Annotated in this window: 23 protein-coding genes and 2 pseudogenes; 15 read left to right on the forward strand and 10 right to left on the reverse strand. The window is 46.8% G+C overall.

The window, feature by feature from the left end; genetic code table 11:
- Positions 1-262: 262 nt before the first annotated feature.
- Entirely contained in the window at positions 263-1858 is a 1596-nt protein-coding gene (locus tag QUB77_RS06935) for an IS1/IS1595 family N-terminal zinc-binding domain-containing protein (RefSeq protein ID WP_333174600.1), read from the reverse strand.
- A 13-nt stretch (positions 1859-1871) separates the two neighbouring features.
- Between QUB77_RS06935 and QUB77_RS06940 the strand changes: the two genes are divergently transcribed.
- The 3 genes from QUB77_RS06940 to QUB77_RS06950 all read left to right on the forward strand — a co-directional run bounded on the left by QUB77_RS06940 (position 1872) and on the right by QUB77_RS06950 (position 4038).
- Positions 1872-3380 (forward strand): UbiD family decarboxylase, encoded by a 1509-nt coding sequence (locus QUB77_RS06940; protein WP_333174597.1) that lies wholly within the window; start codon positions 1872-1874, stop codon positions 3378-3380.
- Positions 3381-3548: 168 nt separating this feature from the next.
- Positions 3549-3788: a hypothetical protein gene (locus QUB77_RS06945; RefSeq protein WP_333174595.1), complete on the forward strand. Its 240-nt coding sequence runs from the start codon at positions 3549-3551 to the stop codon at positions 3786-3788.
- On the forward strand, positions 3781-4038 hold the full coding sequence (locus QUB77_RS06950) for a type II toxin-antitoxin system RelE/ParE family toxin (protein WP_333174593.1): 258 nt from the start codon (positions 3781-3783) through the stop codon (positions 4036-4038). The genes QUB77_RS06945 and QUB77_RS06950 overlap by 8 nt, the downstream gene beginning before the upstream one ends.
- A 271-nt stretch (positions 4039-4309) precedes the next feature.
- Here the strand turns inward: QUB77_RS06950 and QUB77_RS06955 are convergent.
- The 5 genes and pseudogenes from QUB77_RS06955 to QUB77_RS06975 all read right to left on the reverse strand — a co-directional run bounded on the left by QUB77_RS06955 (position 4310) and on the right by QUB77_RS06975 (position 5453).
- A pseudogene (locus QUB77_RS06955) lies at positions 4310-4522 on the reverse strand (helix-turn-helix domain-containing protein).
- A gap of 20 nt (positions 4523-4542) precedes the next feature.
- Positions 4543-4755 (reverse strand): helix-turn-helix transcriptional regulator, encoded by a 213-nt coding sequence (locus tag QUB77_RS06960; protein WP_333174590.1) that lies wholly within the window; start codon positions 4753-4755, stop codon positions 4543-4545.
- A gap of 20 nt (positions 4756-4775) precedes the next feature.
- Positions 4776-4987: pseudogene (locus tag QUB77_RS06965) on the reverse strand (helix-turn-helix domain-containing protein).
- 20 nt (positions 4988-5007) lie between these two features.
- A complete protein-coding gene (locus QUB77_RS06970) occupies positions 5008-5220 on the reverse strand; it encodes a helix-turn-helix domain-containing protein (protein WP_194063647.1) in 213 nt (70 codons plus the stop codon).
- A gap of 20 nt (positions 5221-5240) precedes the next feature.
- Positions 5241-5453, reverse strand: a complete 213-nt coding sequence (locus tag QUB77_RS06975) for a helix-turn-helix transcriptional regulator (RefSeq protein ID WP_333174585.1) — start codon at positions 5451-5453, stop codon at positions 5241-5243.
- 129 nt (positions 5454-5582) lie between these two features.
- Here QUB77_RS06975 and QUB77_RS06980 point away from each other — a divergent pair, with 129 nt between their 5' ends.
- A complete protein-coding gene (locus QUB77_RS06980) occupies positions 5583-5825 on the forward strand; it encodes a hypothetical protein (RefSeq protein ID WP_333174582.1) in 243 nt (80 codons plus the stop codon).
- A gap of 129 nt (positions 5826-5954) precedes the next feature.
- Positions 5955-6743 (forward strand): DUF4058 family protein, encoded by a 789-nt coding sequence (locus QUB77_RS06985; RefSeq protein WP_333174580.1) that lies wholly within the window; start codon positions 5955-5957, stop codon positions 6741-6743.
- A gap of 99 nt (positions 6744-6842) precedes the next feature.
- On the opposite strand, the gene QUB77_RS06990 is transcribed toward QUB77_RS06985, so the two are convergent.
- The 3 genes from QUB77_RS06990 to QUB77_RS07000 form a co-directional block, all read right to left on the reverse strand.
- A complete protein-coding gene (locus QUB77_RS06990; RefSeq protein WP_281363590.1) occupies positions 6843-7514 on the reverse strand; it encodes an energy-coupling factor ABC transporter ATP-binding protein in 672 nt (223 codons plus the stop codon).
- Positions 7515-7537: 23 nt separating this feature from the next.
- Complete coding sequence (locus tag QUB77_RS06995) at positions 7538-7807, reverse strand: hypothetical protein (RefSeq protein WP_190663726.1); 270 nt, start codon at positions 7805-7807, stop codon at positions 7538-7540.
- A 146-nt stretch (positions 7808-7953) separates the two neighbouring features.
- A complete protein-coding gene (locus QUB77_RS07000; protein ID WP_333040787.1) occupies positions 7954-8133 on the reverse strand; it encodes a hypothetical protein in 180 nt (59 codons plus the stop codon).
- An 89-nt stretch (positions 8134-8222) separates the two neighbouring features.
- Here QUB77_RS07000 and psbD point away from each other — a divergent pair, with 89 nt between their 5' ends.
- The 7 genes from psbD (at position 8223) to QUB77_RS07035 (ending at position 17738) form a co-directional block, all read left to right on the forward strand.
- Positions 8223-9281 (forward strand): photosystem II D2 protein (photosystem q(a) protein), encoded by a 1059-nt coding sequence (gene psbD / locus QUB77_RS07005; RefSeq protein WP_333055206.1) that lies wholly within the window; start codon positions 8223-8225, stop codon positions 9279-9281.
- A 902-nt stretch (positions 9282-10183) separates the two neighbouring features.
- Positions 10184-10465: a 4a-hydroxytetrahydrobiopterin dehydratase gene (locus QUB77_RS07010; protein WP_333322874.1), complete on the forward strand. Its 282-nt coding sequence runs from the start codon at positions 10184-10186 to the stop codon at positions 10463-10465.
- 156 nt (positions 10466-10621) lie between these two features.
- Positions 10622-12271 (forward strand): HD domain-containing phosphohydrolase, encoded by a 1650-nt coding sequence (locus tag QUB77_RS07015; RefSeq protein WP_333322876.1) that lies wholly within the window; start codon positions 10622-10624, stop codon positions 12269-12271.
- Between the two features lie 292 nt (positions 12272-12563).
- Entirely contained in the window at positions 12564-14756 is a 2193-nt protein-coding gene (locus tag QUB77_RS07020; protein WP_333322878.1) for an iron uptake porin, read from the forward strand.
- Positions 14757-15150: 394 nt separating this feature from the next.
- The gene (locus QUB77_RS07025) at positions 15151-15591 is read left to right on the forward strand and encodes an Rrf2 family transcriptional regulator (protein WP_242716025.1); all 441 of its coding nucleotides are present in this window, start codon (positions 15151-15153) and stop codon (positions 15589-15591) included.
- Positions 15592-15649: 58 nt separating this feature from the next.
- The gene (gene cysK, locus QUB77_RS07030) at positions 15650-16612 is read left to right on the forward strand and encodes a cysteine synthase A (protein WP_333322880.1); all 963 of its coding nucleotides are present in this window, start codon (positions 15650-15652) and stop codon (positions 16610-16612) included.
- A gap of 445 nt (positions 16613-17057) precedes the next feature.
- Positions 17058-17738 (forward strand): J domain-containing protein, encoded by a 681-nt coding sequence (locus QUB77_RS07035; protein ID WP_333172390.1) that lies wholly within the window; start codon positions 17058-17060, stop codon positions 17736-17738.
- Positions 17739-17910: 172 nt separating this feature from the next.
- Here the strand turns inward: QUB77_RS07035 and QUB77_RS07040 are convergent, their stop codons facing one another.
- Complete coding sequence (locus tag QUB77_RS07040; RefSeq protein WP_333172388.1) at positions 17911-19410, reverse strand: cyclic nucleotide-binding domain-containing protein; 1500 nt, start codon at positions 19408-19410, stop codon at positions 17911-17913.
- Positions 19411-19518: 108 nt separating this feature from the next.
- Between QUB77_RS07040 and QUB77_RS07045 the strand changes: the two genes are divergently transcribed.
- From QUB77_RS07045 to QUB77_RS07055, 3 genes are all read left to right on the forward strand, one after another.
- Positions 19519-19779 carry a hypothetical protein gene (locus QUB77_RS07045; protein WP_333172386.1) on the forward strand — a complete coding sequence of 87 codons (261 nt, stop codon included), beginning with the start codon at positions 19519-19521 and terminating at the stop codon, positions 19777-19779.
- Positions 19780-19827: 48 nt separating this feature from the next.
- Positions 19828-20700: a 6-carboxytetrahydropterin synthase gene (locus tag QUB77_RS07050; protein WP_333040804.1), complete on the forward strand. Its 873-nt coding sequence runs from the start codon at positions 19828-19830 to the stop codon at positions 20698-20700.
- A 315-nt stretch (positions 20701-21015) separates the two neighbouring features.
- Complete coding sequence (locus tag QUB77_RS07055; RefSeq protein WP_333172384.1) at positions 21016-23199, forward strand: tetratricopeptide repeat protein; 2184 nt, start codon at positions 21016-21018, stop codon at positions 23197-23199.
- Positions 23200-23409: the final 210 nt, after the last annotated feature.

Here is a 23409-nt window from a genome sequence, read left to right on the forward strand (position 1 = left end):
GCGCGTATGATTGACGCTCGAAATTGGCGATCGCCTTCATTCAGTTGACAGTTGACCGCTTGACAGTTGACCGCAAGAGGGCGACCTCTACCTGGAAGTCCGAGGATTGGAGTAATGAATAGTCTTCTTTTAATTTCTCCCACTTATGCTTGGGGCTTTAAACCAATTCTTTCTGGTAAAAAATGATTTGTCCGATCGCACTCGGCTAATTTCGCACGGCTGGGCGATTTACAGCGCAGGTAGGGCCGTATTTATAAAAAAGCTAGGGAAGTGCGATCGCCACATGATAAATTTTACCGTTTTTCTTAACTTTAAATTTTTTGCAGTCCTGCAAAAAATCTGCAAATTTGGTGTCCAAATGCAGCGATTTCAGCTTTTTAGTAATTGGTTGACCGTATTGCTTTTTAAATTCGCCGGCTACCTGGGGAATTGGAATGTAACTACCTGGAGATTCAGCAGTTAATGCCAGTACAATTTTTTCTACCCATGCTTCGAGGGCGGCAGATAATTCATTTTTTGAATCGGAGGGTTTTTGAACGAGTTCCACTTGATGTTCTGTACCGATTAATTTTATTTTAAAAGTAGCTGATTGCGACTGCAAAAATTTGATTAAACTAGAACTATTACCCAAAAAAGTTTTTACAATTAAATCAGCATGAGAGTGATATTTAGCAAAAAAAACTTTCTTAATTCTTGTTACAGGAATAGCATCCTCTTTCCACTCATTTTGTGCCAATTCAATTATTTCTACAAGTAGATTTTTTAAAACATCTAGCGACTCAATAGCATTTGAATTGACAGCAGGTACTATTTTTGGCAAATTTTGCTCCGCAATATTGGGAGGAACAGCAACGGTCGCCAAAGATGGTTCAAGCATCGGGGTAACTCGGTTTGGTACTGACTCCAACAGTGTTGCTGCATGGGAAATTGTAGAATTGAATGCAACATTACGGCGCTCTTGAAAGAGCTCAGCCACACTAGAAAAACGAGCGATTCGCTCATCAATAGATTTGTGTTCAGCCTTCAACAACTCTGCAACTTGATTAGCCAATTCTTCAAAACTAGGGATTTCCATTTCTCTCTGACAAGAATAGTGATTAGTATCACCAGTCAGAGAATTTTCTACAGACAAAACCGAATTTTGCCGTCGCACGCGAAACACAGTCAACCCCTGATTTTGCAACTGATTGCAAAGATGATTTAACAAACCATCCGAAGAACAGACAAAAACTTGTCGCACATCCCGATATCGATATAAAATAGCAGCGCCAAAAGCAATCATCTTACCATCAGCACTATTAGCACCGCCCGGAACGTGAATCAGTTCGTAACCGCGATCGTAAAGTTCAGCATCCAACTTCCCTGTACTCGGATTTTTCCAGTTAGCAAAAGCAATTTTAACTTGCAGGGGATAGTCGCACAAATCGGCTAAGAATTGTTCTGTATTAACCTTAAGTTTCAGATTTTCGGCATCTAACAGCAAAATCGCAATCCCGCCTGACTCTGTGGTGGTTGCAGGGGCCATTTCCTTCGGGATAACTTCGCTTAAGCGTGTTTCGGTGCATTTGCGATTTAAAGAGTCCGGGCCGGCGGCATCAAAAAATTGTTTGCGGCAAGCTTTGCAAAGATACCGCTGATGACCGTTGGGACGGCCGTTTTTACGAACTTCGTCAGATTCGCATCGAGGACATTTCATGTAACTATTATTGCAGCCTCCTCTGGAACCCAACAAGGCATTACCTTTGTCTTCCTTCGCGCCCTTGGCGTCTTCGCGGTTCGTTAAATACGTATCTTTTGAGCGGTTCAGGAGTAACTTGTGGCAGTCGATCGGCTCATAATAACAAAAGAACGTTAACAATTCTTAAAAAAAAATGGCTAGAGACTTGCGGGGATTCCTAAAACTACTCGAAGAACGGGGACAACTGCGCCGGATTAGCGCTTTAGTCGATTCCGACCTCGAAATTGCCGAAATTTCCAACCAAATGCTGCAAAAAGGCGGCCCTGGACTGCTGTTTGAGAACGTCAAAGGGGCAGAATTCCCCGTCGCAATCAACCTGTTGGGTACAGAAGAGCGCGTTTGCTGGGCGATGAACATGGAAAAGCCGATCGAACTAGAAGAGCTCGGCAAAAAACTGGGAATGCTGCAACAGCCAAAACCCCCAAAAAAGATTTCCCAAGCCATAGAATTCGGCAAAGTGCTGTTTGACGTAGTGAAAGCCAAACCCGGCCGCGACTTTTTCCCAGCTTGTCAGCAAGTGGTAATTGAGGGAGAAGGGCTGGATTTGAACAAAATCCCGATGATTCGCCCTTATCCGGGAGATGCGGGCAAAATTATCACCCTGGGTTTGGTAATTACCAAAGATTGCGAAACCGGTACGCCGAATGTGGGCGTTTATCGGTTGCAGTTGCAGTCAAAAAACACGATGACTGTACACTGGTTATCGGTGCGAGGCGGGGCACGGCACTTGCGGAAAGCGGCGCAGGCTGGTAAAAAGTTGGAAGTTGCGATCGCCCTTGGAGTAGATCCCCTGATTATTCTCGCCGCAGCAACCCCAATTCCTGTAGATTTATCGGAATGGTTATTTGCCGGACTTTACGGCGGTTCCGGCGTGCAATTGGCCAAGTGCAAAACCGTAGATTTGGAAGTACCGGCGGACTCGGAAATCGTGTTAGAAGGAACGATTACCCCCGGCGAAGTTTTGCCAGACGGGCCCTTCGGCGATCACATGGGTTATTACGGCGGCGTGGAAGATTCGCCGCTGGTTCGATTCAACTGCATGACGCACCGGAAAGACCCGATTTATCTAACTACGTTTAGCGGGCGGCCGCCGAAAGAAGAAGCAATGATGGCGATCGCGCTTAACCGTATTTATACGCCTATTTTGAGGCAGCAAGTATCGGAAATTGTCGATTTCTTCTTACCGATGGAAGCCCTCAGTTATAAAGCTGCAATTATCTCGATTGATAAAGCATATCCCGGTCAAGCGCGCAGGGCTGCTTTAGCATTTTGGAGTGCATTACCGCAGTTTACTTACACTAAGTTTGTGATTGTTGTCGATAAAAGTATCAACATTCGCGACCCGCGTCAAGTAGTGTGGGCAATTAGTTCTAAAGTTGACCCGGTTCGAGACGTATTTATTTTGCCGAATACGCCTTTTGATACGTTAGATTTTGCCAGTGAAAAGATTGGTTTGGGAGGCAGAATGGGGATTGATGCTACTACGAAGATGCCGCCGGAAACCGATCACGAGTGGGGGGAAGTTTTGGAGTCCGATCCTGATGTGGCGGCGATGGTAGAAAGGCGTTGGGCTGAGTACGGTTTGGCCGATTTGAATTTGGGAGAAGTCGATCCTAATTTGTTTGGATATGAGATGAGGTAGGGAACGAATCGTAAAGGCGCAGAGGAGAAGGGGAGAGAATTTCTCCCTTTTTTAGAAATTTTGATAAACTTAGAGTAACGTTTAGTCAATTCTGAGATTTGCAGTAGGTTGGAATGGTGGCTCACGCTTAAAAATGCAAAATGAAAAATTAAAGATGGAGGATACACCATGACATCGCAACTTCAACAAACCATCAATCTGGCTCGGTCACTTTCATTCACAGAGCAGCTTGAACTCCTAAAAACACTATCCACAATCATTCAACAAACCCATTCTCTAGAAAACCAAATCACGCCCGAAGGAGACACAGATTTTTCAGAAGAAAGCTTTCGCACATCCTGGCGACAAGCTGTAACCGGACAAACTCTACCCCTTTCGGAACTTTGGGAGGGCATCGACGTTGACTGACACGCCTTTGGTAGAAATTCGGTTGACCCCTGAGTTTCAGCGCAAACTGAGAACCCTAGTAAAGAAATATCGCCAAGTCCAAGCCGATATTCTTTCTATTTTTGAGCAGTTGCAATTAGGAGAGTTTCTGGGAGATCAAATCCCTGGTATTGGCTCTATCGTTATGAAAGTGCGGCTTAAGAATAGCAATATTCAAAAAGGTAAAAGTGGCTGTTATCGCCTGATTTACTGGATTTCATCGCCCGAATAGATTGTTTTATTAGACATTTACTCAAAGTCGGATCAGCAAGATATTGAAGTAGGGGAGATTCGCCAAATTATTAAAGCATTCAGCACGCAATCTGAAGAAACTGATGTTTAAAGTGATTCAGGACACGGCAATGCCGTGTCCCTATTATTAATTGGGCGATGGTTACATTTCTCATCGAAGGCTCATGATTATTTTGGGGTCGGGAAACGGCATTGCCGTGTCCTCCTTTGTTAGCAACCTAATTAAACCCATTTCCCGCTGACAAATCAGTTTATTGTTCCAAAACCTCAACCAAATCTTCGATCATCAAATCGAATACAGCAGCAAGTTTCTGCAAAGCCGTGTAGTCCACTGTTGCCAGTTTAGGAGCTTGCGCGTAATTTTTGACCGTGCTGTACGGAATACCCGTTCTCTCGGAAACTTCTTTGAGGGTTCAACCCTTTTCCTCAGCTAGTTCTCGAACTCGCAATCGAATTAACCCCATCTTCCCGCTGACAAATCAGTTTATTGTTCCAAAATTTCAACTAAATCTTCGATCGCAATATCGAACGCACGGGCCATCTTGTCCAATGCTGTGTAGTCTACAGTCGCCATGCCTGAAGAATTGGCATAGGTGGCGATCGTGGTATATGGAATACCCGTTCTGTTGGAGACTTCCCTGAGAGTCCAACCCTTCTCTTGAGTAAATTCTCGAACTCGCAGTCTAATTCGTCCCATATTCCCAGCAAAAAATCAGCCTACTCTTCCAAAATCTCCACTAAATCTTCGATCGCAATATCAAACACGCGAGCCATCTTATTCAAAGCTGTATAGTCTACAGTTGCGAGTTTGGGAGAATGGGCATAACTTCTAACCGTACTGTAAGGAATTCCCGATCGCTCAGAAACTTTTTTAATGTCCAACCCTTGTCTTCGGCTAGTTCTCGAACCCGCAATCGAATTAGACCCATCTTCCGGCTGACAAATTAGTTTACCGTTCCAAAACCTCAACCAAATCTTCCACCATCACATCGAAGACTTCAGCAAGTTTCTGCAAAGCCGTATAGTCCACCGTTGCCATTTTGGGAGCTTGGGCGTATTTTTTAACCGTGCTGTAGGGAATTCCCGTTCTGTCAGAGACTTCTTTCAGCGTCCAACCCTTTTCCTCAGCTAGTTCTCGAACTCGCAACCGAATTAATCCCATCTTCCCACTGATAAATCAGTTTACTGTTCCAGAATTTCCACTAAATCCTCGATCGCAATCTCAAAAGCACGAGCCATCTTGTCCAAAGCCGTGTAGTCAACAGTTGCCATACCTGGAGAACTGGCATAGGTGGCGATCGTAGTGTATGGAATACCCGTTCTGTTGGAGACTTCCCTGAGAGTCCAACCCTTCTCTTGAGCAAGTTCTCGAACTCGCAGTCTAATTCGTCCCATTCCGCCCTTGACAATTACGACTACTCGTAATTTAATGAATATACAGTTAACAGCGATCGCCCTCCGACCTGAGAAATCTAGAGCGATCGCCTTTCATTCACCACCCACAAAAGTGGGAAGGATTTTCCTATGATACCAAAACAACCGACATATCGCGATCGACTTCAACCTTGGTGCATAATTCGCCACCTCCCCAACTGTCAGCGGTTAACAGTCGCCCGTTTCAGCCGCCGCCCCGATGCCGAATCTTACCTCAAAGCACTGCCCCGCTTAATGCCCGCAGTCCCGCATACAATTGTTTTCGTAAATGCGCTGTCTGTCTTAGATGAAAACAGCGTTCCAATTCAAACACAATTGTCGATCGAAGTGTAACCGTTAACAAGTGCGATCGCCCTTCCACAAATAGGAATTATTCTATTTCACAGGAAGTGCGATCGACCTTAATTTTCCCAAAACAACATTGCTAAACTGTAAATAGACTTAAGTCAAGGAGTCAAATCAATGCCATCTCCCTTTCCCGGTATGGACCCGTATTTAGAGCATCCTGAACTCTGGCCTGCCCTACACCACTGGCTAATTATTGAAATTGCCAGATTATTATCTCCGCAACTACGTCCTAAGTATTTAGTGTCTGTTGAAGTGAGAATGTATGAAACCTCTGACGACAATTTATCAATTGGCATTCCTGATGTAAACGTAATTCAGCCAAGAACCACAACCGAATTAATCACATCAAACGTAGCCGTTGCAGCGCCACCAACACAACCCTTGACAGTAAATATTCCCATGCCCTACCAGGTTCGGGAAGGCTATTTAGAAATTAGAGAAAGAGGAAACCAAGAATTAATCACCCTGATTGAAATCCTCTCACCTAGCAATAAGCGCACAGGAAAAGGACGACAAATGTACGAAGAAAAGCGAGAAGAAATTTTATCCAGTCGCACTCATTTAATTGAAATAGATTTATTGCGGCGCGGTCAAAAAATGCCAGTTATTGGCAATGACATTGAAAGCCACTATAGCGTTTTGGTATGTCGGGGAAATCGCCGTCCCAGAGCAGATTTGTATGCTTTTAACCTGCAAAACCCGCTGCCTGCCTTTCCTTTGCCACTGCGAGCGGGCGATACCGAACCTATAATCAATTTGCAGGAATTATTCACTCAAATTTACGACATAGCAAGTTACGACCTGAAGATAGATTATCGCAACTGGGAAGTCATACCACCGCTGTCAGAAGCCGATACAATTTGGGCAGATGCTTGGTTGCGCGATCGAGGATTGCGAGATTGATTTGGCGTGCAGCCATTCTCTTCGTCTGCGGAGGCAGACTTCGTTTTTGTAGAAGCGATTTCAATCGCCGAATGACTTAATTCAAGCATTGCTTGAGGGCTAAACATCTTGGCTTTGCATCAACCGCTGCTTCAAACGCGCCGGATCTCCCCGATCGACAACTTGGCCCTTTTCCAACAAAAAAGCCCCATCACAATAATTCAACTCATCCAAACGGTGAGTCACCCACAAAGCCGTAATCCCGCGATTTTTCACCAACCGCTGCACCGCCGCCACCAAATCCAACTGAGAATCAGGATCTAACAAAGCCGTCGGTTCATCCAACAGCAGAATTTCGCAGTGACGGGCGATCGCCCCAGCCAGGGCAATTCGCTGCTTCTGCCCCCCACTCAAAGCATAAATCGGCCGCCGCTGCAAATCCAGCAAATTCACAGCCTCCAAAGCCTCCGCCACCCTCTCCCGCACCTGAACGTTAGAAAGCTTTTCCTCCACCAAACCAAAAGCCACATCCGCACCCACCGTCGGCATCACCAACTGGTGATCCGGGTTTTGGAACACAAAACCCACCCGCCCGCCGAGGTCAATTTCCCCCGACTGGGGGTGCAGCAGCCCAGCCATCAGCCTCAACAGCGTAGACTTGCCGCTGCCGTTAGTGCCCAAAAGCATCCAAAACTCGCCCTTCGGTACATCCAGAGAGCAACCTTGCAACACTCGATCGCCCGACGGCCAGCAAAAACCCAAATCCCGCACAGCAACGGCTGACTGGCTCATATCGGCACCAACACCCCCAGCCCTCATTCTGCTGTCATCGAGACAAAACCAGGGGATCTGCCTGTAGATGACGCCCCCGATTTCTGAGAAACCACCACCCCAGAAATCTCGCTGCTGAGTACAGCCACCTTTTTCTCAGGATTTTTCTCGCAGGTGAGTTCCAAAATTTGCGGTTGGGAGTTGCGAATCGCCGCCAGTACCTGCTGGTAAACAGTCTCAGCGTCCTCCTCCAACTTCCGCTGCACCGACAGCGAGACGGGCGTATTTTTCACAATGATGTCAATGCTGAACATATAGTCTTAAAAACCTAAGTTTGGAGCTCTATCCTCAGTATATATATAGGACTTACCCACGGAAACCCAGTTTCTTAGAAAAATAAGAGGTTGAGGCCGATATATCTACCAAGCCACCGGGCTTCTGACGCAAAGCGCAGAGACTCCTATATAGTAGAAGTTCCCAAATGCAGGGCAAAGACTTCGGGGACTTCAAGGGCTTCGGGGACTTCGCACAAGTCAAAAGTCAAAAGTCGGAAGTTTTTTAATAAAAACTTGCTCTTGTAAAGAATTACCTCTATAATCGTCAATACGGTAAAGAAAAGTAAACTCTGTTCATAATCCAACTTGTTTTCTGCTAAGCAGAGGCAACGGTTAGAGACTAATGACTAGAGACAGATCCGTTGTAATTATATCCATTTGGAGATTTGCGTAAATGACAATCGCAGTCGGACGCGCCCAGACCGAAAGAGGCATATTTGATGTCCTCGACGACTGGCTCAAACGCGATCGCTTCGTCTTCGTAGGCTGGTCTGGCATCCTGCTATTCCCCTGCGCCTACCTAGCCATCGGTGGCTGGTTAACAGGCACCACCTTCGTCACATCCTGGTACACCCACGGTTTGGCAAGCTCCTACCTCGAAGGAGCCAACTTCCTCACCGTAGCAGTCTCCACCCCAGCCAACAGCCTCGGACACTCCCTACTGTTCCTGTGGGGCCCCGAAGCACAGTGGGACTTCACCCGCTGGTTCCAACTCGGTGGGCTGTGGACATTCGTAGCCCTCCACGGTGCCTTCGCACTGATCGGCTTTTGCCTGCGTCAGATTGAAATCGCCCGTTTGGTAGGCATCCGTCCCTACAACGCCCTAGCATTCACCGGCCCCATCGCCGTGTTTGTGTCGGTGTTCCTGCTTTACCCCTTGGGTCAATCAGGCTGGTTCTTCGCCCCCAGTTTCGGCGTCGCAGCAATTTTCCGCTTTTTGTTATTCCTGCAAGGCTTCCACAACTGGACGCTCAACCCGTTCCACATGATGGGCGTTGCAGGCATCTTGGGCGGCGCGCTGTTGTGCGCCATCCACGGTGCAACCGTAGAAAACACCTTGTTTGAAGACGGCGAAGGCTCAAACACCTTCCGCGCCTTCAACCCAACTCAGTCAGAAGAAACCTACTCGATGGTGACAGCCAACCGTTTTTGGTCGCAAATCTTCGGAATTGCCTTCTCCAACAAACGCTGGTTGCACTTCTTCATGCTGTTCGTACCTGTCACAGGCTTGTGGATGAGCTCCATTGGCATCGTCGGTTTAGCATTAAACCTGCGCGCCTATGACTTCGTATCACAAGAATTACGTGCTGCTGAAGATCCTGAGTTTGAAACGTTCTACACTAAGAACATTCTGCTTAACGAAGGCATTCGTGCTTGGATGGCTCCTACTGACCAACCTCACGAAAACTTCATCTTCCCTGAAGAAGTTCTGCCTCGCGGTAACGCTCTGTAATCATTGCGAAATATCAAAATTTCCAACATTTTAAAAGGGTAAGATAAAGCAGTTTAGGCTTTACCCTTAATGCTTAAAAAGCTCCCGCCACCAGGCAGGAGCTTTTTGTTTCCAGGAGTCGATCGAATTAGCGCCCTAAAAAAAGTTGATTTTTTACAAAAACCAACTCTACCTGTAGCTAGAACAACTTGTGTCTTTATATCTCGTGAACTCTCCTATCGGGCAAGAAATCGAGTGGCCTTTCCCAGCGGCCAGAGTTGCAATGAACCTGATAACCGCACAGCCCGGAGTTTGAAGAAAATAGAGACAAATGGCTAAAACTACAATCGCCCGCTTGCTGTAGAGATCGATCAAAGAGCTTGCAGCAGCAGTAATTTCCCCCACTCTTGCAAAAATCTCAATTTGCATCCCCCCACTTCTAATTCTTTGTGTTATTCTAATAATTGTGACTACTGGAATGATACTCAGAACGCAAGTTCTTCTGGTAACGCTGGCAATGGCTAGCGCACAAATCATCACCTTAAATCTTGTATTTAGGTGATGTGCGTTCAAATATAAAGCCATTTAGCTAAACCTGGAGGTGATGCCCATGATAGAAAGTAGTAAACGCATGGGTCATCAGATTGGAAACTACCGGCTGTGCGCCGGGGCCGCTCACTAGCAGTCAGCCGTCGTCTCCAACGGGAAACGACTTCCACGGGGAACCAGGCTGAGCTAGGGATTCTCCCGGCAGTCAGGTTCTAATCTGAAGACCCGCTAGACCGCTCTCACCTAAAATAGTGTTAAATCTTGAGTATTAAAACTTGAGACTAAACACTATTGGTGAGAGCGGATAGTTTTTGGTAAGGGTTTCTACACGTGGGCAGTTAATCTGCCATTGCTAATCCCAAAGAAAAAAAATTATGGCTGAGCTAATTAACAATACTGAAATTCAAGAGCGCGCCAGTCAATTGTCAGGTTGGACAATTGAAGGTAAACAACTGCGCTCTACCCGTTTATTTAAAGATTTTATCGAAGCGATCGCCTTTGTGAATAAGTTGGTCGCCCCCTCAGAAGCAGCAGCACATCACCCCGATATAGAAATTTCCTACAACAAAGTTACACTTAACTTGACAACTCACGATGCCGGAGGCTTAACTGAGAAAGACTTTGCGCTCGCCCAAGAGATTTCAAGGCTAGATTAAAAGACTTCCCGTTGCAACCAGAGCCACTGCATCTAGCGACAGTCCCCGATCGCGGAAAGCTGGCAAATAAAAAATCGACTCGGGGTTAGAACCAGGTGTCAAAAGTCGAGATGTCAAAAGTCCAATGTATAAAAGGCTATTCCCCATCATCCGACCATGATCGTATTTGAAAAGCCAGAGTTCAAGAACGAGTCTGCTGCCGAAAAAACCGATCTCATAGAAAAGCTTTTAGATATTGGCGCGGCTCTGTCGAGCGCCCAAGATTTGGGCGACTTGTTAAACTTAATTTTATCCAAAAGTAGGGAAATTACATACAGCGATGCTGGCAGCGTTTACTTAGTAGATCACAGCGACGAAAAATCTAAGCTGCTTTTCAAGGTAGCCCAAAACGCTTCTAAACCGAGACTGTCGTTTAAAGAGTTTGCCCTGCCACTGACAGACAAAAGCTTGGCGGGATACGTGGCAATTACAGGTCAAAGTTTGAACCTGTCTGATGCCTACGACTTACCCGTCGGCGTACCCTATCGGCTAGATACCAGTTTTGACAGGGATATTGATTACCGCACTTGCTCGGTAATGGTACTGCCGATGCAAAACCGACAGGGAGAGACAATAGGTGTACTGCAACTGATCAACCGCAAAACAAAGGCAGATACGGTGCTGACAGCAGACAATGCCTGGGAATCGACGCAGCAGTATTCGGAGTGGGAAGAAAGGATAGTTCGATCGCTCGCCTCTCAAGCAGCAATCTCGATCGAGCGAAATCAACTCCAAGACAGCATAGAACACTTGTTCGAGGGCTTCGTCAAAGCCTCGGTGCAAGTCATAGAAGCCAGAGACCCCTGTACCTACGGCCATTCAGAACGAGTAGCAGCCCTGACAGTACGCCTTTCAGAAGAAGTAAACACCGTCAGCAGCGGAGGACTGCGCTCTATTTACTTTAACAACCGCCAAATTCAAGAACTTCGCTACGCCGCCCTGCTGCACGATTTTGGCAAAATTGGAGTGCCCGAAGCAGTTTTGACCAAACAGAAAAAGCTCTACCCCGCACAGCTAGAAATCATTCGCCACCGCTTTGGCTTAGCTCAGCGGACGATGGAAATGGAATGCGTCCAGTCTAAATATAAATACTTGCTGGAGCATTCAGCCTACCGAAAACACCCTAGCCAGGAGCCAGAGTGCGCTCAATGCCGGGAAATCGAACAGCTAGACACTAAGCTAGCAGAGGCGAAAACCAGATTAGCAGAATACTGGGAAGTGCTGCTAGAGGCAAACGAGCCTCACATTTTGGCAGCCGAACCCCTAGCTCAACTGCGAGAGATTTCTCGACAAACTTACAGAGATATAGATGGGGCAAAGAAACCTTTGCTGAACCCAGACGAGATCTTGCAATTGATGGTATCGAGGGGCAACCTGACGCCGGAAGAACGATCGGCAATAGAATTTCACGTAACTCACACTTACGAGTTTCTGAAACAAATTCCTTGGACAAAGGATTTGAAAAATGTTCCAGACATTGCCTACGGGCATCACGAAAAACTCGACGGCACAGGCTATCCGCGAGGTTTAAACAAGTCAGAAATTCCAATTCAAGCACAATTGATGACGATCGCCGATATTTACGACGCCCTGACAGCAGGCGATCGCCCCTATAAGCGAGCTCTGCGAACAGAGGCAGCGATGAAAATTTTGCGGCAAGAAGCAGCTCACAATAAAATCAACGCCGATTTGTTAGAACTGTTCGATCACCGCCAAGTCTTTAGCGTTCTCGGACACAGCTTGGATGTTAAAGTCGAATCAGCCTAGACGAGTCGGGCGTGCTGTGCTAAAAAGTAAATAGGCAATCGGGTGCTGTCTAGTGTCAGCAGTCAAATCAATCCACAGCCCAAGCCGGGTATGGTTTTGACGCCGTTGAGTAAAGGTTTAAAAACAGGCTTTATGCAGCCGTCAGTCACATCTATATACTCGGTCAGCCCAAAAGAATCCAAAGAAAAAGTGAATTTTAGGTCTCTTTTTAGAGTATGCTAGTTGAGCAACGACTGACCACATAGAAGACTAGAAAAGTTTCTCTGTAATCGGTGTGAGGATGAGAGTGAATATGTCGAAATTTTTGTGGAGTTACTTACTAATCAGCCCAGCAGTCTTAGGAGCTACCCTAGTAGTTTCTTCGAGCGCGATGGCAGCAGACGCTCAGCAAGCTGCTGATGCGGTCAATCCCGCTGTCGCAAAAGCTGAAACCGCTGAAACCTCCGAAGCGAAACTAAATGCTTTAGCTGCTGTTTCCGAAACAACTGCCGCCTCCGAGCCAGTAGAAGAAATTTCCCAAGTCGCTGGCAGCGAAACCCAGGCAGCGGTGGCAGATTTGGCCACGGCTGCAACTGAAAGTGCGATCGTCGGAGCCAACACAGCCCCTGCTGAGGCAGAGCCCCAAGCGGCATCACAACCTACAAGTGAATCTTTAGCCGCAGTTGAGCCAACAGTCGCTCAACCAGTAGAAAATTCTGCCCCTGCAGCCCAAGTAGAAATTCCAGCCCCGGCAGCTACCGCTCTCCCAGAGCAAATCGGTGCAGTTCAATTAGAAACTCCAGCCCCGGCAGTGGCAGAGTCGGCAGAACAAAGTTTGCCACAACCGGCTGAATCTTTAGCCCAAACTGCCGCACCACAAGAGCAAAACCCAGCCGCCACATTAGAACAGCTCAACGAGTACAGCAGCGAAGGTGCTGCCAGTGGCGAAACTCAAGGTCAAGTGACCTCAGTATCTCAACTTTCCGACGTGCGGCCCACAGACTGGGCATTCCAAGCACTGCAATCCCTAGTCGAGCGCTACGGCTGTATTGCTGGTTATCCCGACGGCACCTTCCGCGGCAACCGGGCAATGACTCGCTACGAATTCGCAGCCGGTTTAAATGCTTGCTTAGACAAGGTGAGCGAGCTAATTAGAGGCGGCACGGGCAACTTCGCTACGAGAGATGACTTGGCAGCCCTCCAACGGCTCCAAGAAGAATTTGCAGCGGAACTGGCAACCCTGCGCGGTCGCGTCGATGCTCTGGAAGCTCGGACATCCGAACTCGAAGCCAACCAATTCTCCACCACTACCAAGCTGACTGGGGAAGCAATTTTTGCCCTCAGCGATGACTTTGGTGGTAACGTTGGCTTGTTTGGCACAGACGAAAGAAGAATTGGCAGCGACAACAACGAAGCTGTCTTCCAACAGCGGGTGCGTCTGAATTTAAACACTAGCTTCACCGGCAGAGACTTGCTGCTGACCAGGCTTCAAGTCGGCAACGGTGGCAACTTCAACCTTGGGGCTACAAGCGAAGGCACTCAAACTTGGAACGTAGTCGGCAGAACCGACAACGTTGTTGCCCTCGACACCTTGCTATATAAGTTCCCCGTCGGTCAGCGACTGAACGTTACCCTTGCAGCAAACAATGTTGTGTGGGACGACATTATGCCGACTGTCAACCCTTACTTTGAAGACTTTGACGGTGGCAACGGATCACTGAGTGCCTTTGGACAGCGCAACCCCATCTACCGCTTGGGCGGTGGCGCAGGTATTGGCTTTGACTATGCCTTCGGCGGCAGGGGCTTGCTGGGCGGCGTGTTCGGCCCAACTTCTTTGTCCTTTGGCTATTTGGCGTCAAATGCAGCCAGTCCGGCTAGGGGTGCAGGCTTGACGAACGGCGACTACACGGCGATGGGTCAGTTGACTTTTACCCCCGGACGCAACTTGCAAGTTGCTTTCAACTACAACCACGGTTACTTTAACAGAGGTAACTTTGGGTTTGACAACGGTTTCGGGGCCAGCGTCCCCGGCGGTTTCACGGGTACCGGCGTGGCTAATTCTCTCAACGGTTTGAACGAAGGCTTTGATGGCTTCCGCGCTCGCAAAGTTGTCAGCAACTCCTACGGTGCTCAGGCTTCGTTGCGGCTGAGCCCGAGATTTATCCTTGGTGGCTGGGCAGGTTTAACCAATGCCCGCATTCTAGGCATCGGCGATGCGAGAATTTGGAACTACGCTGTCACCTTGGCTTTGCCTGATTTAGGGAAAGAAGGCAACTTGCTAGGGTTCGTGGTAGGTCGTGAGCCTTACTTGGATAAACTTGAAGCTGCAAGCAGTTTGCGGAGCTTCCGCAACGATGATTCCTATCACGTCGAAGGGTTCTACAAGTTTCAGCTCTCGGACAACATTTCTGTAACTCCGGGCGTGATTTGGGTAACTAATCCCAATCAAAATGACCAGAACGACGACATCATTATTGGTACTCTCAGAACTACTTTCACGTTCTAAGAGTGGGTTAGAGGAGGCAGGGGGGTCATATCCTCTCTGCTGGCAACTCTAAAGGCCAAGTTTAGCCCTGTCTGCTGCAGGGCTTTTTTGTTGGCCGGATGAATAGGGCGCCGACAATCTATTAAAAATTTAAAATTATCAGTCATAGACGCAGAAACCAGGTTTCTTGAGGTAATGCGGTCGTGGAAGGGGAGGAAGTCGAAACGAGAAACTGGGTTTCACAGAAGCGAGACTGCGGTGCTTCCCAACGATCAAGTGATGAAAGTCGATTAAGTTCAGTGGAAAACCGGGGTATAATAAAAGGTAAAGTTAGGAGTTAGAATTTGGAACTCAACATTGAGGAGAATTTTAACATCTGACTTCGGAGTTGATAATTCTGGTATTGGAAGCAATTATGGTAGAACTCTCCTGTAAAAGCGAATACGCAATCTTAGCTTTGCTGGAGCTTGCCGATTGCTACGAAGAAGGCGAGCCTCTGCAAATTCGCCAGATAGCGGCTCAGCAAAATATTCCCGATCGATATTTAGAGCAGTTGTTGGCTACCATGAGACGCTGCGGGCTGATTCGCAGCCAGCGAGGAGCTAAGGGAGGTTATATCTTGGCGAGGGAACCCTGGAAAATTACACTCCTAGAAATTATCAACTGTCTCGAAGGCTCAGAGTTCGATCGCTCTGAAAAAGACTCGCCTGCTCAAACTGTAGAAAGTGCGGTGATTTGGGAAGTTTGGCAAGAAGCTCGATCGATTGCCAACTCAGTTTTGCAAAAATATACGCTACAGGATCTGTGCGAAAAGCGCAATGGCAGACGGCAGCTCGATATCATGTATTACATCTAGTTAAAATATTGCCAACTAGGAATTAACATTTACTTTCAACCACAAACTGACAAAGATTATGCGTATTGCTGGCGACATTACAGAATTAGTAGGGCGGACGCCCTTGGTGCAACTCAACCGCATTCCCCAAGCTGAAGGCTGCGTGGCTCGGATTGTGGTAAAACTCGAAGGCATGAATCCGGCAGCATCGGTGAAAGATCGCATCGGTGTCAATATGGTCAATCAAGCAGAGGCCGAAGGGCTGATTAGTCCAGGCAAAACGGTTTTAGTTGAACCGACTTCTGGCAATACTGGAATTGCTCTGGCAATGGTGGCGGCGGCTAAGGGCTACCAGTTGATTTTGACGATGCCGGATACGATGAGCACGGAACGCCGATCGATGCTGCGAGCTTACGGAGCCCAACTAGAACTTACTCCGGGAATTGAGGGCATGAGCGGCTGCATCCGCCGCGCTCAAGAGATTGTGGACAAAACTCCCAATGCGTATATGTTGCAGCAGTTTCGGAATCCAGCGAACCCGCAGGTTCACCGTTCCACAACGGCTGAGGAAATTTGGGAAGATACAGACGGCGAGGTGGATTTCCTGATTTCGGGAGTCGGCACTGGCGGTACGATTACGGGTGTGGCAGAGGTGATTAAGTCCAGGAAACCCGAGTTTAAGGCGATCGCCGTTGAGCCGGCCAATAGTCAGATACTGTCGGGCGGAAAGCCTGGGCCTCACAAAATTCAAGGTATCGGTGCTGGTTTTGTGCCACCCGTGCTGAATGTGGATTCGATCGACGAAATTATAGTTGTTACGGATGACGAGGCGATCGCTTACAGCCGTCGCTTGGCCAGAGAAGAAGGACTTTTGTCCGGTATTTCCAGCGGTGCGGCACTATGTGCGGCTGTGAAAGTCGGCAAGCGCCCCGAAAATGCAGGGAAATTGATTGTGATGATTCAGCCTAGCTTCGGCGAACGCTATCTGAGCACTCCCTTGTTCCAAGATCCAGAACTCAATATGGCGATGACCCTCAACTAGGCTAGCCTCCGGCTCAAGTAGCAGAAACTGATAGCAGGGCGTACATTGTACGCCCTGCTTGGCTTTTGAGTTTAAAGAATTGGCATAGGTTGTAACTCCCTCGATCGCGATCGATGCTGAATTTGTCAAGGGGGTTGTTTTTGAAGTGCTTTGGGCGTGTTAACGAAGCGGGCGCTGAGCGGTCTTGTGGCGAAGGAAGAGAAAAGACAAGAAGCAGCTAAATGTTGGCGGGAGGAGCACTATAGGAGTCCTCAATGTCGATCGGCTTACCACTTCCAAAGCCTCAATGTTTTTCTAAAATAGATTTATGATAAGTTGAAAACTGAGGTTTTTTACTTACAATTTTTGACATTTATATCATATAAATACTTAAAAACTTAGCAAAAAATGATATTTTTGTCAAGCACTTTGTCACAGATTATCCAGATTTCAAGGAAATAACAGCGTGTCTTCCGTTATCAATCACTACAAAACCCTAAAAATTAGCCCAACCGCAACCCAAGCCGAGATTAAACAAGCATACCGCCGTTTAGTCAAATTATTTCACCCAGACAGCCAGAGCGACACAGCGGGTCACGAAGAGATTGTCCGCCTCAATGCAGCCTATGAAATATTAGGAGACGCCCAGCACAGACAATCTTACGATCGCCAACTTTCCCAGGAAACTCAACAGCAATCACCCAGCACACCAAACGTCAGCCGCCAGCAAAAACAAACAGCAAGGGAGGCGGATGAACTAATGGAACAGTGGCTAATTAAAGTATACAAACCAGTCAATAGAATGCTCAACAGCATCTTGAAGCCACTTAAAAAAGAAATAGACGAATTGTCAGCAGATCCGTTTGATGACGAACTGATAGAAAAGTTTCAACTTTATATCGAAACCAGCCGCGAGTTTCTCAAAAAAGCTCATAACTTTCTTACATCAATGCCCAATCCATCTAATGTAGCCGGAGTTGCCGCCCATCTCTACTACTGTATCAATCAAGTCGGAGACGGCATAGAAGAATTGTATTTATTTACCCTCAATTATGACGATCGCCACTTGCACACTGGTCAAGAACTGTTTAGAATTGCCGCTAGACTGCGGCGGGAAGCGCAGGATGAATTAAAAATTAAAAGTTAGCGGATAAGTTGTTTGTTGTTTGTTATTTGTTACATTCCTGAACGCACAGAGACTATCTGTAGGGTGCGCACTGCGCACCTTACCGCCACCGCGTCGGGAAGCACGCGTAGAATTAAAAATTAAATAAAAAAGCCGATTTTCTCCTCTTCCTTCTTCCTTCTTCCTTCCCGTATCAAATCCCAAAAAGAACTTGAATTCGCTTGCGAATTTTAATAAAAGGAGTTTGTCCCAGAGAGTCGCCATCTAACAACCCCAAATCTCTCAAAGCTTGCTGGCGTTCCGACAATTTTTGAGCAATCTGATCGGCTAAATTCGGTTGTTCTCTTAAAAGTTTTTGTAAATCGTGGCGTTCCACTACAAACAAAATTGCATCTTCGCTAGTTTTAACAGTCGCCGTTCTCGGAGTACCCAATAGCAAAGATATTTCCCCAAAAAACTCGCCCTCGTGAAGCGTAGCAATATACTGATCGGCTTTTTGAGAAAGAACTTCTACAGTACCTGAAAGAATAATATAAAAAGAGTCGCCAGGGTCATTTTCTTTACATACCACCTGTCCCGCTGGAAACAGTTGTCGGTAGCCGTATTCAATTAGCTGTCGCAGTTCTAAATCCGTACACTGTTCAAAATAAGTTACTCGCCGCAACAAATCTCGCAGCGTCCAATTATTGGGGGATTTAGGCGCTGGATTTTTAGGTTCCGAAACGGTGGAATTAGATTTTAACTCTGCTGAATGTTTGGCATTCTGCGGAAAAACTTTCCCGTTGGAATTATCGTCTTTGTTATTGGGAAAAAGTTGAGTTAACTCTTGCGGATTTCGCAGCCACAAATCGCGTTGGGGAAAGGGAATTTCGATATTTCGGTGGCGCAATTCGTAATCTATTAAAAAATTTACCGCGCTTTTAATAGCATCGCTTTCCTGTGGCTGGTCAATCCAAACTAAAAGTTCAAAATTTAAAGCATTATCTCCAAAACCGTGAAACCATACTTTAGGAGAAGGATGGGACAGAACATTCGATTCCATCCGCGCCGCAATTAACAGCGCTTCCGTAACTATTACGGGGTCTGATCCGTAAGCAACACCGACGGGGATGTGGATGCGGCATCTGGGGTCTTTGTAACTCCAGTTAATAATGTTAGTTTCGACAAACTTAATATTTGGTATAATTACAAATAGACCGTCAATTGTTTTAATAATTGTAGAGCGGATAGAAATTGTTTCTACTGTTCCTAATAAATTGTCTATTTCAATAAAGTCTCCGACTCTAATTTGGTGCTCAAATAGCAGGGTGAGACCGCTGATAAAGTTGCTGGCGAGATTTTGCAAGCCGAAGCCGAAACCAATGCCGACAACGCCAGCTAAGACCGCGAGAGAAGTGAGGTTGATGCCGGAACCTTGCAGGACGAATATACAGCCAAGCGTTGCTAAAATATAGCTAATGATGGTGGAAATTGCTTCTCGACTGCCGCGATTCAATCCCATCCTAACTAGCAGGCTGCGCTTGATTCCTTCACTGATAATCTTAGCTATAATGAAGGCAAATATAGCTAAGATTATCAGTTTGACGATCGCACTAATGGACAGATGAGTGTCCCCGATATAGAATAGCGGGGTTGTCATCGCACCCGAAAAATGTTCAAAAAAGCGATCGGCTCCTGCAGTAATCGAATTCATTAATATTTGGTAATGGGTAATGGGTGATTAGTTTTGAGCGCAACTGAACTGCCAACGGCTAACTATTGCAGAGCTTAGGCGAAAAACTCGAACTGTGGAGTGTCCTGTGTGGCAAAAAAGTCGCTTCCCTTGGGAATAGCTCAGCTTCACCCACTCTCTCAAAGACTCGTAACTGATGGGTTAGCAACTGATGGCGAAAAAGTATTTTGTAGCGGTATTTTCTGCCAGATATCTGTGTTGTGGCGTAAAATGGGCCCGGCGGCGCGATCGATCGGCGACTTGTGGCCAATATTTGGAAAATTTGTAGAAATTCATTTGCAGCACCCTCAAATAATCGAAAAATTCCAGCAAAAATTAGTTTATCCTTAAGAAGCGAGTCCTTTACAGAACTTAACAAGCTTACCCTACTTGACTTTTATGCAGTGCATCATCAATCGTCGGGCACAGTTTTCGGCGAGTCACCGGTACTGGCTGCCGGAGTTAAGCGAAGCCGAGAACTTTGAGCGGTTTGGCCCAACTGCCCGCGCACCGGGACACGGACACAATTACGTCCTTTACGTTTCCATGATAGGCGAACTCGACGAGTACGGCATGGTGCTCAACCTGTCTGATGTCAAGCACGTCATCAAGCGGGAAGTTATCAAGGATCTCGATTTTTCCTACCTTAACGAAGCGTGGCCGGAATTTGAGCAGACTCTGCCAACTACGGAAAACATAGCACGGCAAATTTGGCTGCGGCTAGCCCCTCATTTGCCTGTGAGCAAAATTCAATTATTTGAACATCCCGAACTTTGGGCTGAATATTTAGGAAACGGAATGGAAGCTTATCTAACTTTGTCCACTCATTTTAGCGCCGCCCATCGGTTGGCTCGTCCCGATTTGAGCTTTGAAGAAAACTCGGAGATTTACGGCAAATGTGCTCGTCCCAACGGTCACGGTCACAACTATCATTTAGAGGTGACTGTTAAAGGGGAAATTGATGCGCGGACTGGCATGATTGCTGATTTGGGAGCTTTGCAAAAAGCCGTTGACGATTATGTTGTTGAACCTTTCGATCACACTTTTTTAAATAAGGATATTGCTTATTTTGAGAACGTTGTGCCGACTGCGGAGAATATTGCTGTTCGGATCGGGCAATTATTGCGATCGCCCGTTCGGGAATTGGGCGCAGAGTTGCACAAGATTAAGCTGATTGAAAGTCCGAATAATAGCTGTGAAATTTTTGGCGCTGATTTAGAGGAAGTGGCGGTTGAACATCAGCAGCCGGAAGCGGTTTTAGCTGGGGTTTAGAGTTAAAAATCGGGTCGGTTGGAGGGGGTTCACCCGGAGAGTTGGCTAATCGTGCAGATTGGTGAACCCCGCCCTACCAGCCTCATGATAATTCCGAGAGTTATCCAACCGCATCAGGCGCGAGAATATATTCTTGCACCAAAGTTCCCCAGCCAGAATTACTGGCAGTTTTCCTGAAAAGTTAGACTCCGCGCGTATTTTGGAGATAGTAAGTCAGCATTCCTCATGTCAGCTATTCTAACTGCTGAGACGATGAGGTCGATCGCCCGATCGCTGACAACCAAGCACTAATTTCTCCTAAATGAGTTGACGTTTATGCGCGTCTCAAATGTAGCTCTCCTGACTCTGGCTGCCCTCGCATCCCACAATTTAACTGCTAATACTAGCGCCAATCCTGCTGCACATCCTATTTCTCCTGAGACACCGCAGGCTAGCAACTTTGTTGATGCGGTAAATAATACTGAATCGCGTCGGCCTGAGTCAATTAGCGAGCCTGAGACGATCGCCCACGAACAATTTTCCCCAAATACTACCGTATCGCGTCGGGCTGAGTCAATTAGTGAGCCTGAGACGATCGCCCACGAACAATTTTTCCCAAATACTACCCTATCCCGTCGGGCTGAGTCAATTAGCGAGCCTGAGACGATCGCCTACGAACAATTTTCCCCGCGAATTGCTGTAAAATCGCCGACAGGTTTGCTGGTAGCGGCCGCTCAACCCGATGTATCTACTGCAAAAACCAAGGCGAATACTCCTGCTGCATCCGGCGATGAACTAACAAAATCTTTACAAGAAACCTGGCTGGCTAAATTAATCGAAACCGGGGTTGAAACCAATCCTCAAGTTCGCGAGGCTTTCGCTTTTATCTCCCCGTCTAGTGGCAGTTCTGAATCTGGATACGGTTTTAATAGTACCATAACTCTGCTCAATATTTTACTAATTCTTGGTACCGTATTTCCACCAGTGACAATTGCCTTTTTTTGGATGATGCGACGGCTGATCATCAAACACTTGGTTGCTGATGCCAATAAACGATTGCAAGGCATTGGTGTACTGGAATCAGAACTCATAAATTCTAGCCAACTGACTCAAAAGTTGAGGAATGAATTAGAAGCGCAAATGAGTGCCGCTAAACAATCTATTGATTTTTTAACTAGAGAAACGGAACTTTCCAAATCTTCCGTCGAGCAAATTGAGACTCTCAAATCGCAATTTATCATGCACCTGCAAGTTTTGCGGACAGAAGTTGACGAGAAAAAATCTCAAATTGTTCAAGAAATTTCCCAAGTTCCCGCAGTTGTTGCCAAAGAAGCTCTCAAAGTCGCACCTCAACCGCCCTTAAACAATTCCCAAAATTCGCCCACGGTACCTGCTAGCAACGAAAATTTGATTGCTGACGATTATATCAAGCAAGCTGAAGGGCTTTATTTTGAAGGCAATTATGATGAAGCATTAGTGTGTTTGGAAAAAGCTGTTTTAGCGAATAAATTTTTGAATGAGGCTTGGTATTGGCGCGGAAATGTGTTAGTAAGATTGCAGCGCCTGGAAGAAGCACTCGCCTGTTACGACCAAGCAATATTAATTAAACCGGATAACTACGAAGCATGGTATAATAAAGCGCATTTGCTGGGAAAATTGCACAGGTACGAAGAGGCGATCGCCTGTTACGAGCGAGCAAGTTCGAGCGAATCTCGAAAATACGGTTGTTGGCACAGTATAGCGGCTTTGTTGGGTCAATTGCAGCATTACGAAGAAGCGATCGCCAGTTACGATCGCGCCCTCGCTATCAAAGCAACCGACAGCGAAATTTGGCACAACCGAGGTGCGATGCTGGCCAAAGTACAGCAGTACGCAGCAGCAGTTGATTCTTACGATCGCGCTCTTGAACTCAATTCCAAGAGATATGAAACTTGGTACAATCGAGGCAATATGCTGTGGAGACTGCTCCGCTACAGTGATGCTATTGATTCTTACGATCGGGCGATCGGCATCCGGCCCGACAAATACGAAGTTTGGTACAATAGAGCCGCTGTGCTCGGAAAAATGCAGCGATATCAAGAATCAATCGAATCCTACGACAAAGCAATAGCCCTTAAACCGCAGGATTTTGAAGTGTGGCACAACAGAGGCGCAGCTTTCGACAAACTGTCGCAGCACGAAGCAGCAATTGCCTCTTACGAATCAGCAATTACCCTTAATTCCGAGTGTTACGAAGCTTGGTTTGGTAAAGGCGAATCTTTGGCAAAATTGCAGCGCCATGAAGAAGCGATCGCAGCATATGAGAAAGTGATTGCTATTAAGCCAGACTCCTACGATGCTTGGCGTCATCTGGGGATAGTCTTGTCTGAATTAAAGCGGTATGAGGAAGCAATGGCAGCTTACGATCGAGCTATTGCCATCAAACCAGAAAATGCCGAAGCTTGGCGCGATAGAGGCGCAATTGTATCAGAATTAAAACAGGATACAGACAAAATTGACTCTGCCGAAAAAGAGACTTAAACTCAGTCAAAATCCGGTTCTTCAAAATTCATAAGTGTCAGGGAATCGGGAGGCAAGCTCTAGTTTTAAGTTGGCAATGGATGAGAATATGTTGCCTGTATATCGAGCTAAACTTTTGCAACCACACTCAAATTCAACTGTATTAATAATTGGCGATGAACCATCCCTACAGTTATTGAGAGTATTTAAACCGACTTGATAGCGGGCATT

The sequence above is a fragment of the Microcoleus sp. AT9b-C3 genome (assembly GCF_036705485.1).
In the GTDB taxonomy this organism is placed as follows: domain Bacteria; phylum Cyanobacteriota; class Cyanobacteriia; order Cyanobacteriales; family Microcoleaceae; genus Microcoleus.

What these genes read in the sequence shown, in the direction of transcription:
- QUB77_RS06940 (WP_333174597.1), top strand. Translation starts at nt 1,872, where the DNA reads ATGGCTAGAGACTTGCGGGGATTCCTAAAACTACTCGAAGAACGGGGA.
- QUB77_RS06945 (WP_333174595.1), top strand. Translation starts at nt 3,549, where the DNA reads ATGACATCGCAACTTCAACAAACCATCAATCTGGCTCGGTCACTTTCA.
- QUB77_RS06960 (WP_333174590.1), bottom strand. Translation starts at nt 4,755, where the DNA reads ATGGGACGAATTAGACTGCGAGTTCGAGAATTTACTCAAGAGAAGGGT.
- QUB77_RS06970 (WP_194063647.1), bottom strand. Translation starts at nt 5,220, where the DNA reads ATGGGATTAATTCGGTTGCGAGTTCGAGAACTAGCTGAGGAAAAGGGT.
- QUB77_RS06975 (WP_333174585.1), bottom strand. Translation starts at nt 5,453, where the DNA reads ATGGGACGAATTAGACTGCGAGTTCGAGAACTTGCTCAAGAGAAGGGT.
- QUB77_RS06980 (WP_333174582.1), top strand. Translation starts at nt 5,583, where the DNA reads ATGATACCAAAACAACCGACATATCGCGATCGACTTCAACCTTGGTGC.
- QUB77_RS06985 (WP_333174580.1), top strand. Translation starts at nt 5,955, where the DNA reads ATGCCATCTCCCTTTCCCGGTATGGACCCGTATTTAGAGCATCCTGAA.
- QUB77_RS06990 (WP_281363590.1), bottom strand. Translation starts at nt 7,514, where the DNA reads ATGAGCCAGTCAGCCGTTGCTGTGCGGGATTTGGGTTTTTGCTGGCCG.
- QUB77_RS06995 (WP_190663726.1), bottom strand. Translation starts at nt 7,807, where the DNA reads ATGTTCAGCATTGACATCATTGTGAAAAATACGCCCGTCTCGCTGTCG.
- psbD (WP_333055206.1), top strand. Translation starts at nt 8,223, where the DNA reads ATGACAATCGCAGTCGGACGCGCCCAGACCGAAAGAGGCATATTTGAT.
- QUB77_RS07010 (WP_333322874.1), top strand. Translation starts at nt 10,184, where the DNA reads ATGGCTGAGCTAATTAACAATACTGAAATTCAAGAGCGCGCCAGTCAA.
- QUB77_RS07015 (WP_333322876.1), top strand. Translation starts at nt 10,622, where the DNA reads ATGATCGTATTTGAAAAGCCAGAGTTCAAGAACGAGTCTGCTGCCGAA.
- QUB77_RS07020 (WP_333322878.1), top strand. Translation starts at nt 12,564, where the DNA reads ATGTCGAAATTTTTGTGGAGTTACTTACTAATCAGCCCAGCAGTCTTA.
- QUB77_RS07025 (WP_242716025.1), top strand. Translation starts at nt 15,151, where the DNA reads ATGGTAGAACTCTCCTGTAAAAGCGAATACGCAATCTTAGCTTTGCTG.
- cysK (WP_333322880.1), top strand. Translation starts at nt 15,650, where the DNA reads ATGCGTATTGCTGGCGACATTACAGAATTAGTAGGGCGGACGCCCTTG.
- QUB77_RS07040 (WP_333172388.1), bottom strand. Translation starts at nt 19,410, where the DNA reads ATGAATTCGATTACTGCAGGAGCCGATCGCTTTTTTGAACATTTTTCG.
- QUB77_RS07050 (WP_333040804.1), top strand. Translation starts at nt 19,828, where the DNA reads ATGCAGTGCATCATCAATCGTCGGGCACAGTTTTCGGCGAGTCACCGG.
- QUB77_RS07055 (WP_333172384.1), top strand. Translation starts at nt 21,016, where the DNA reads ATGCGCGTCTCAAATGTAGCTCTCCTGACTCTGGCTGCCCTCGCATCC.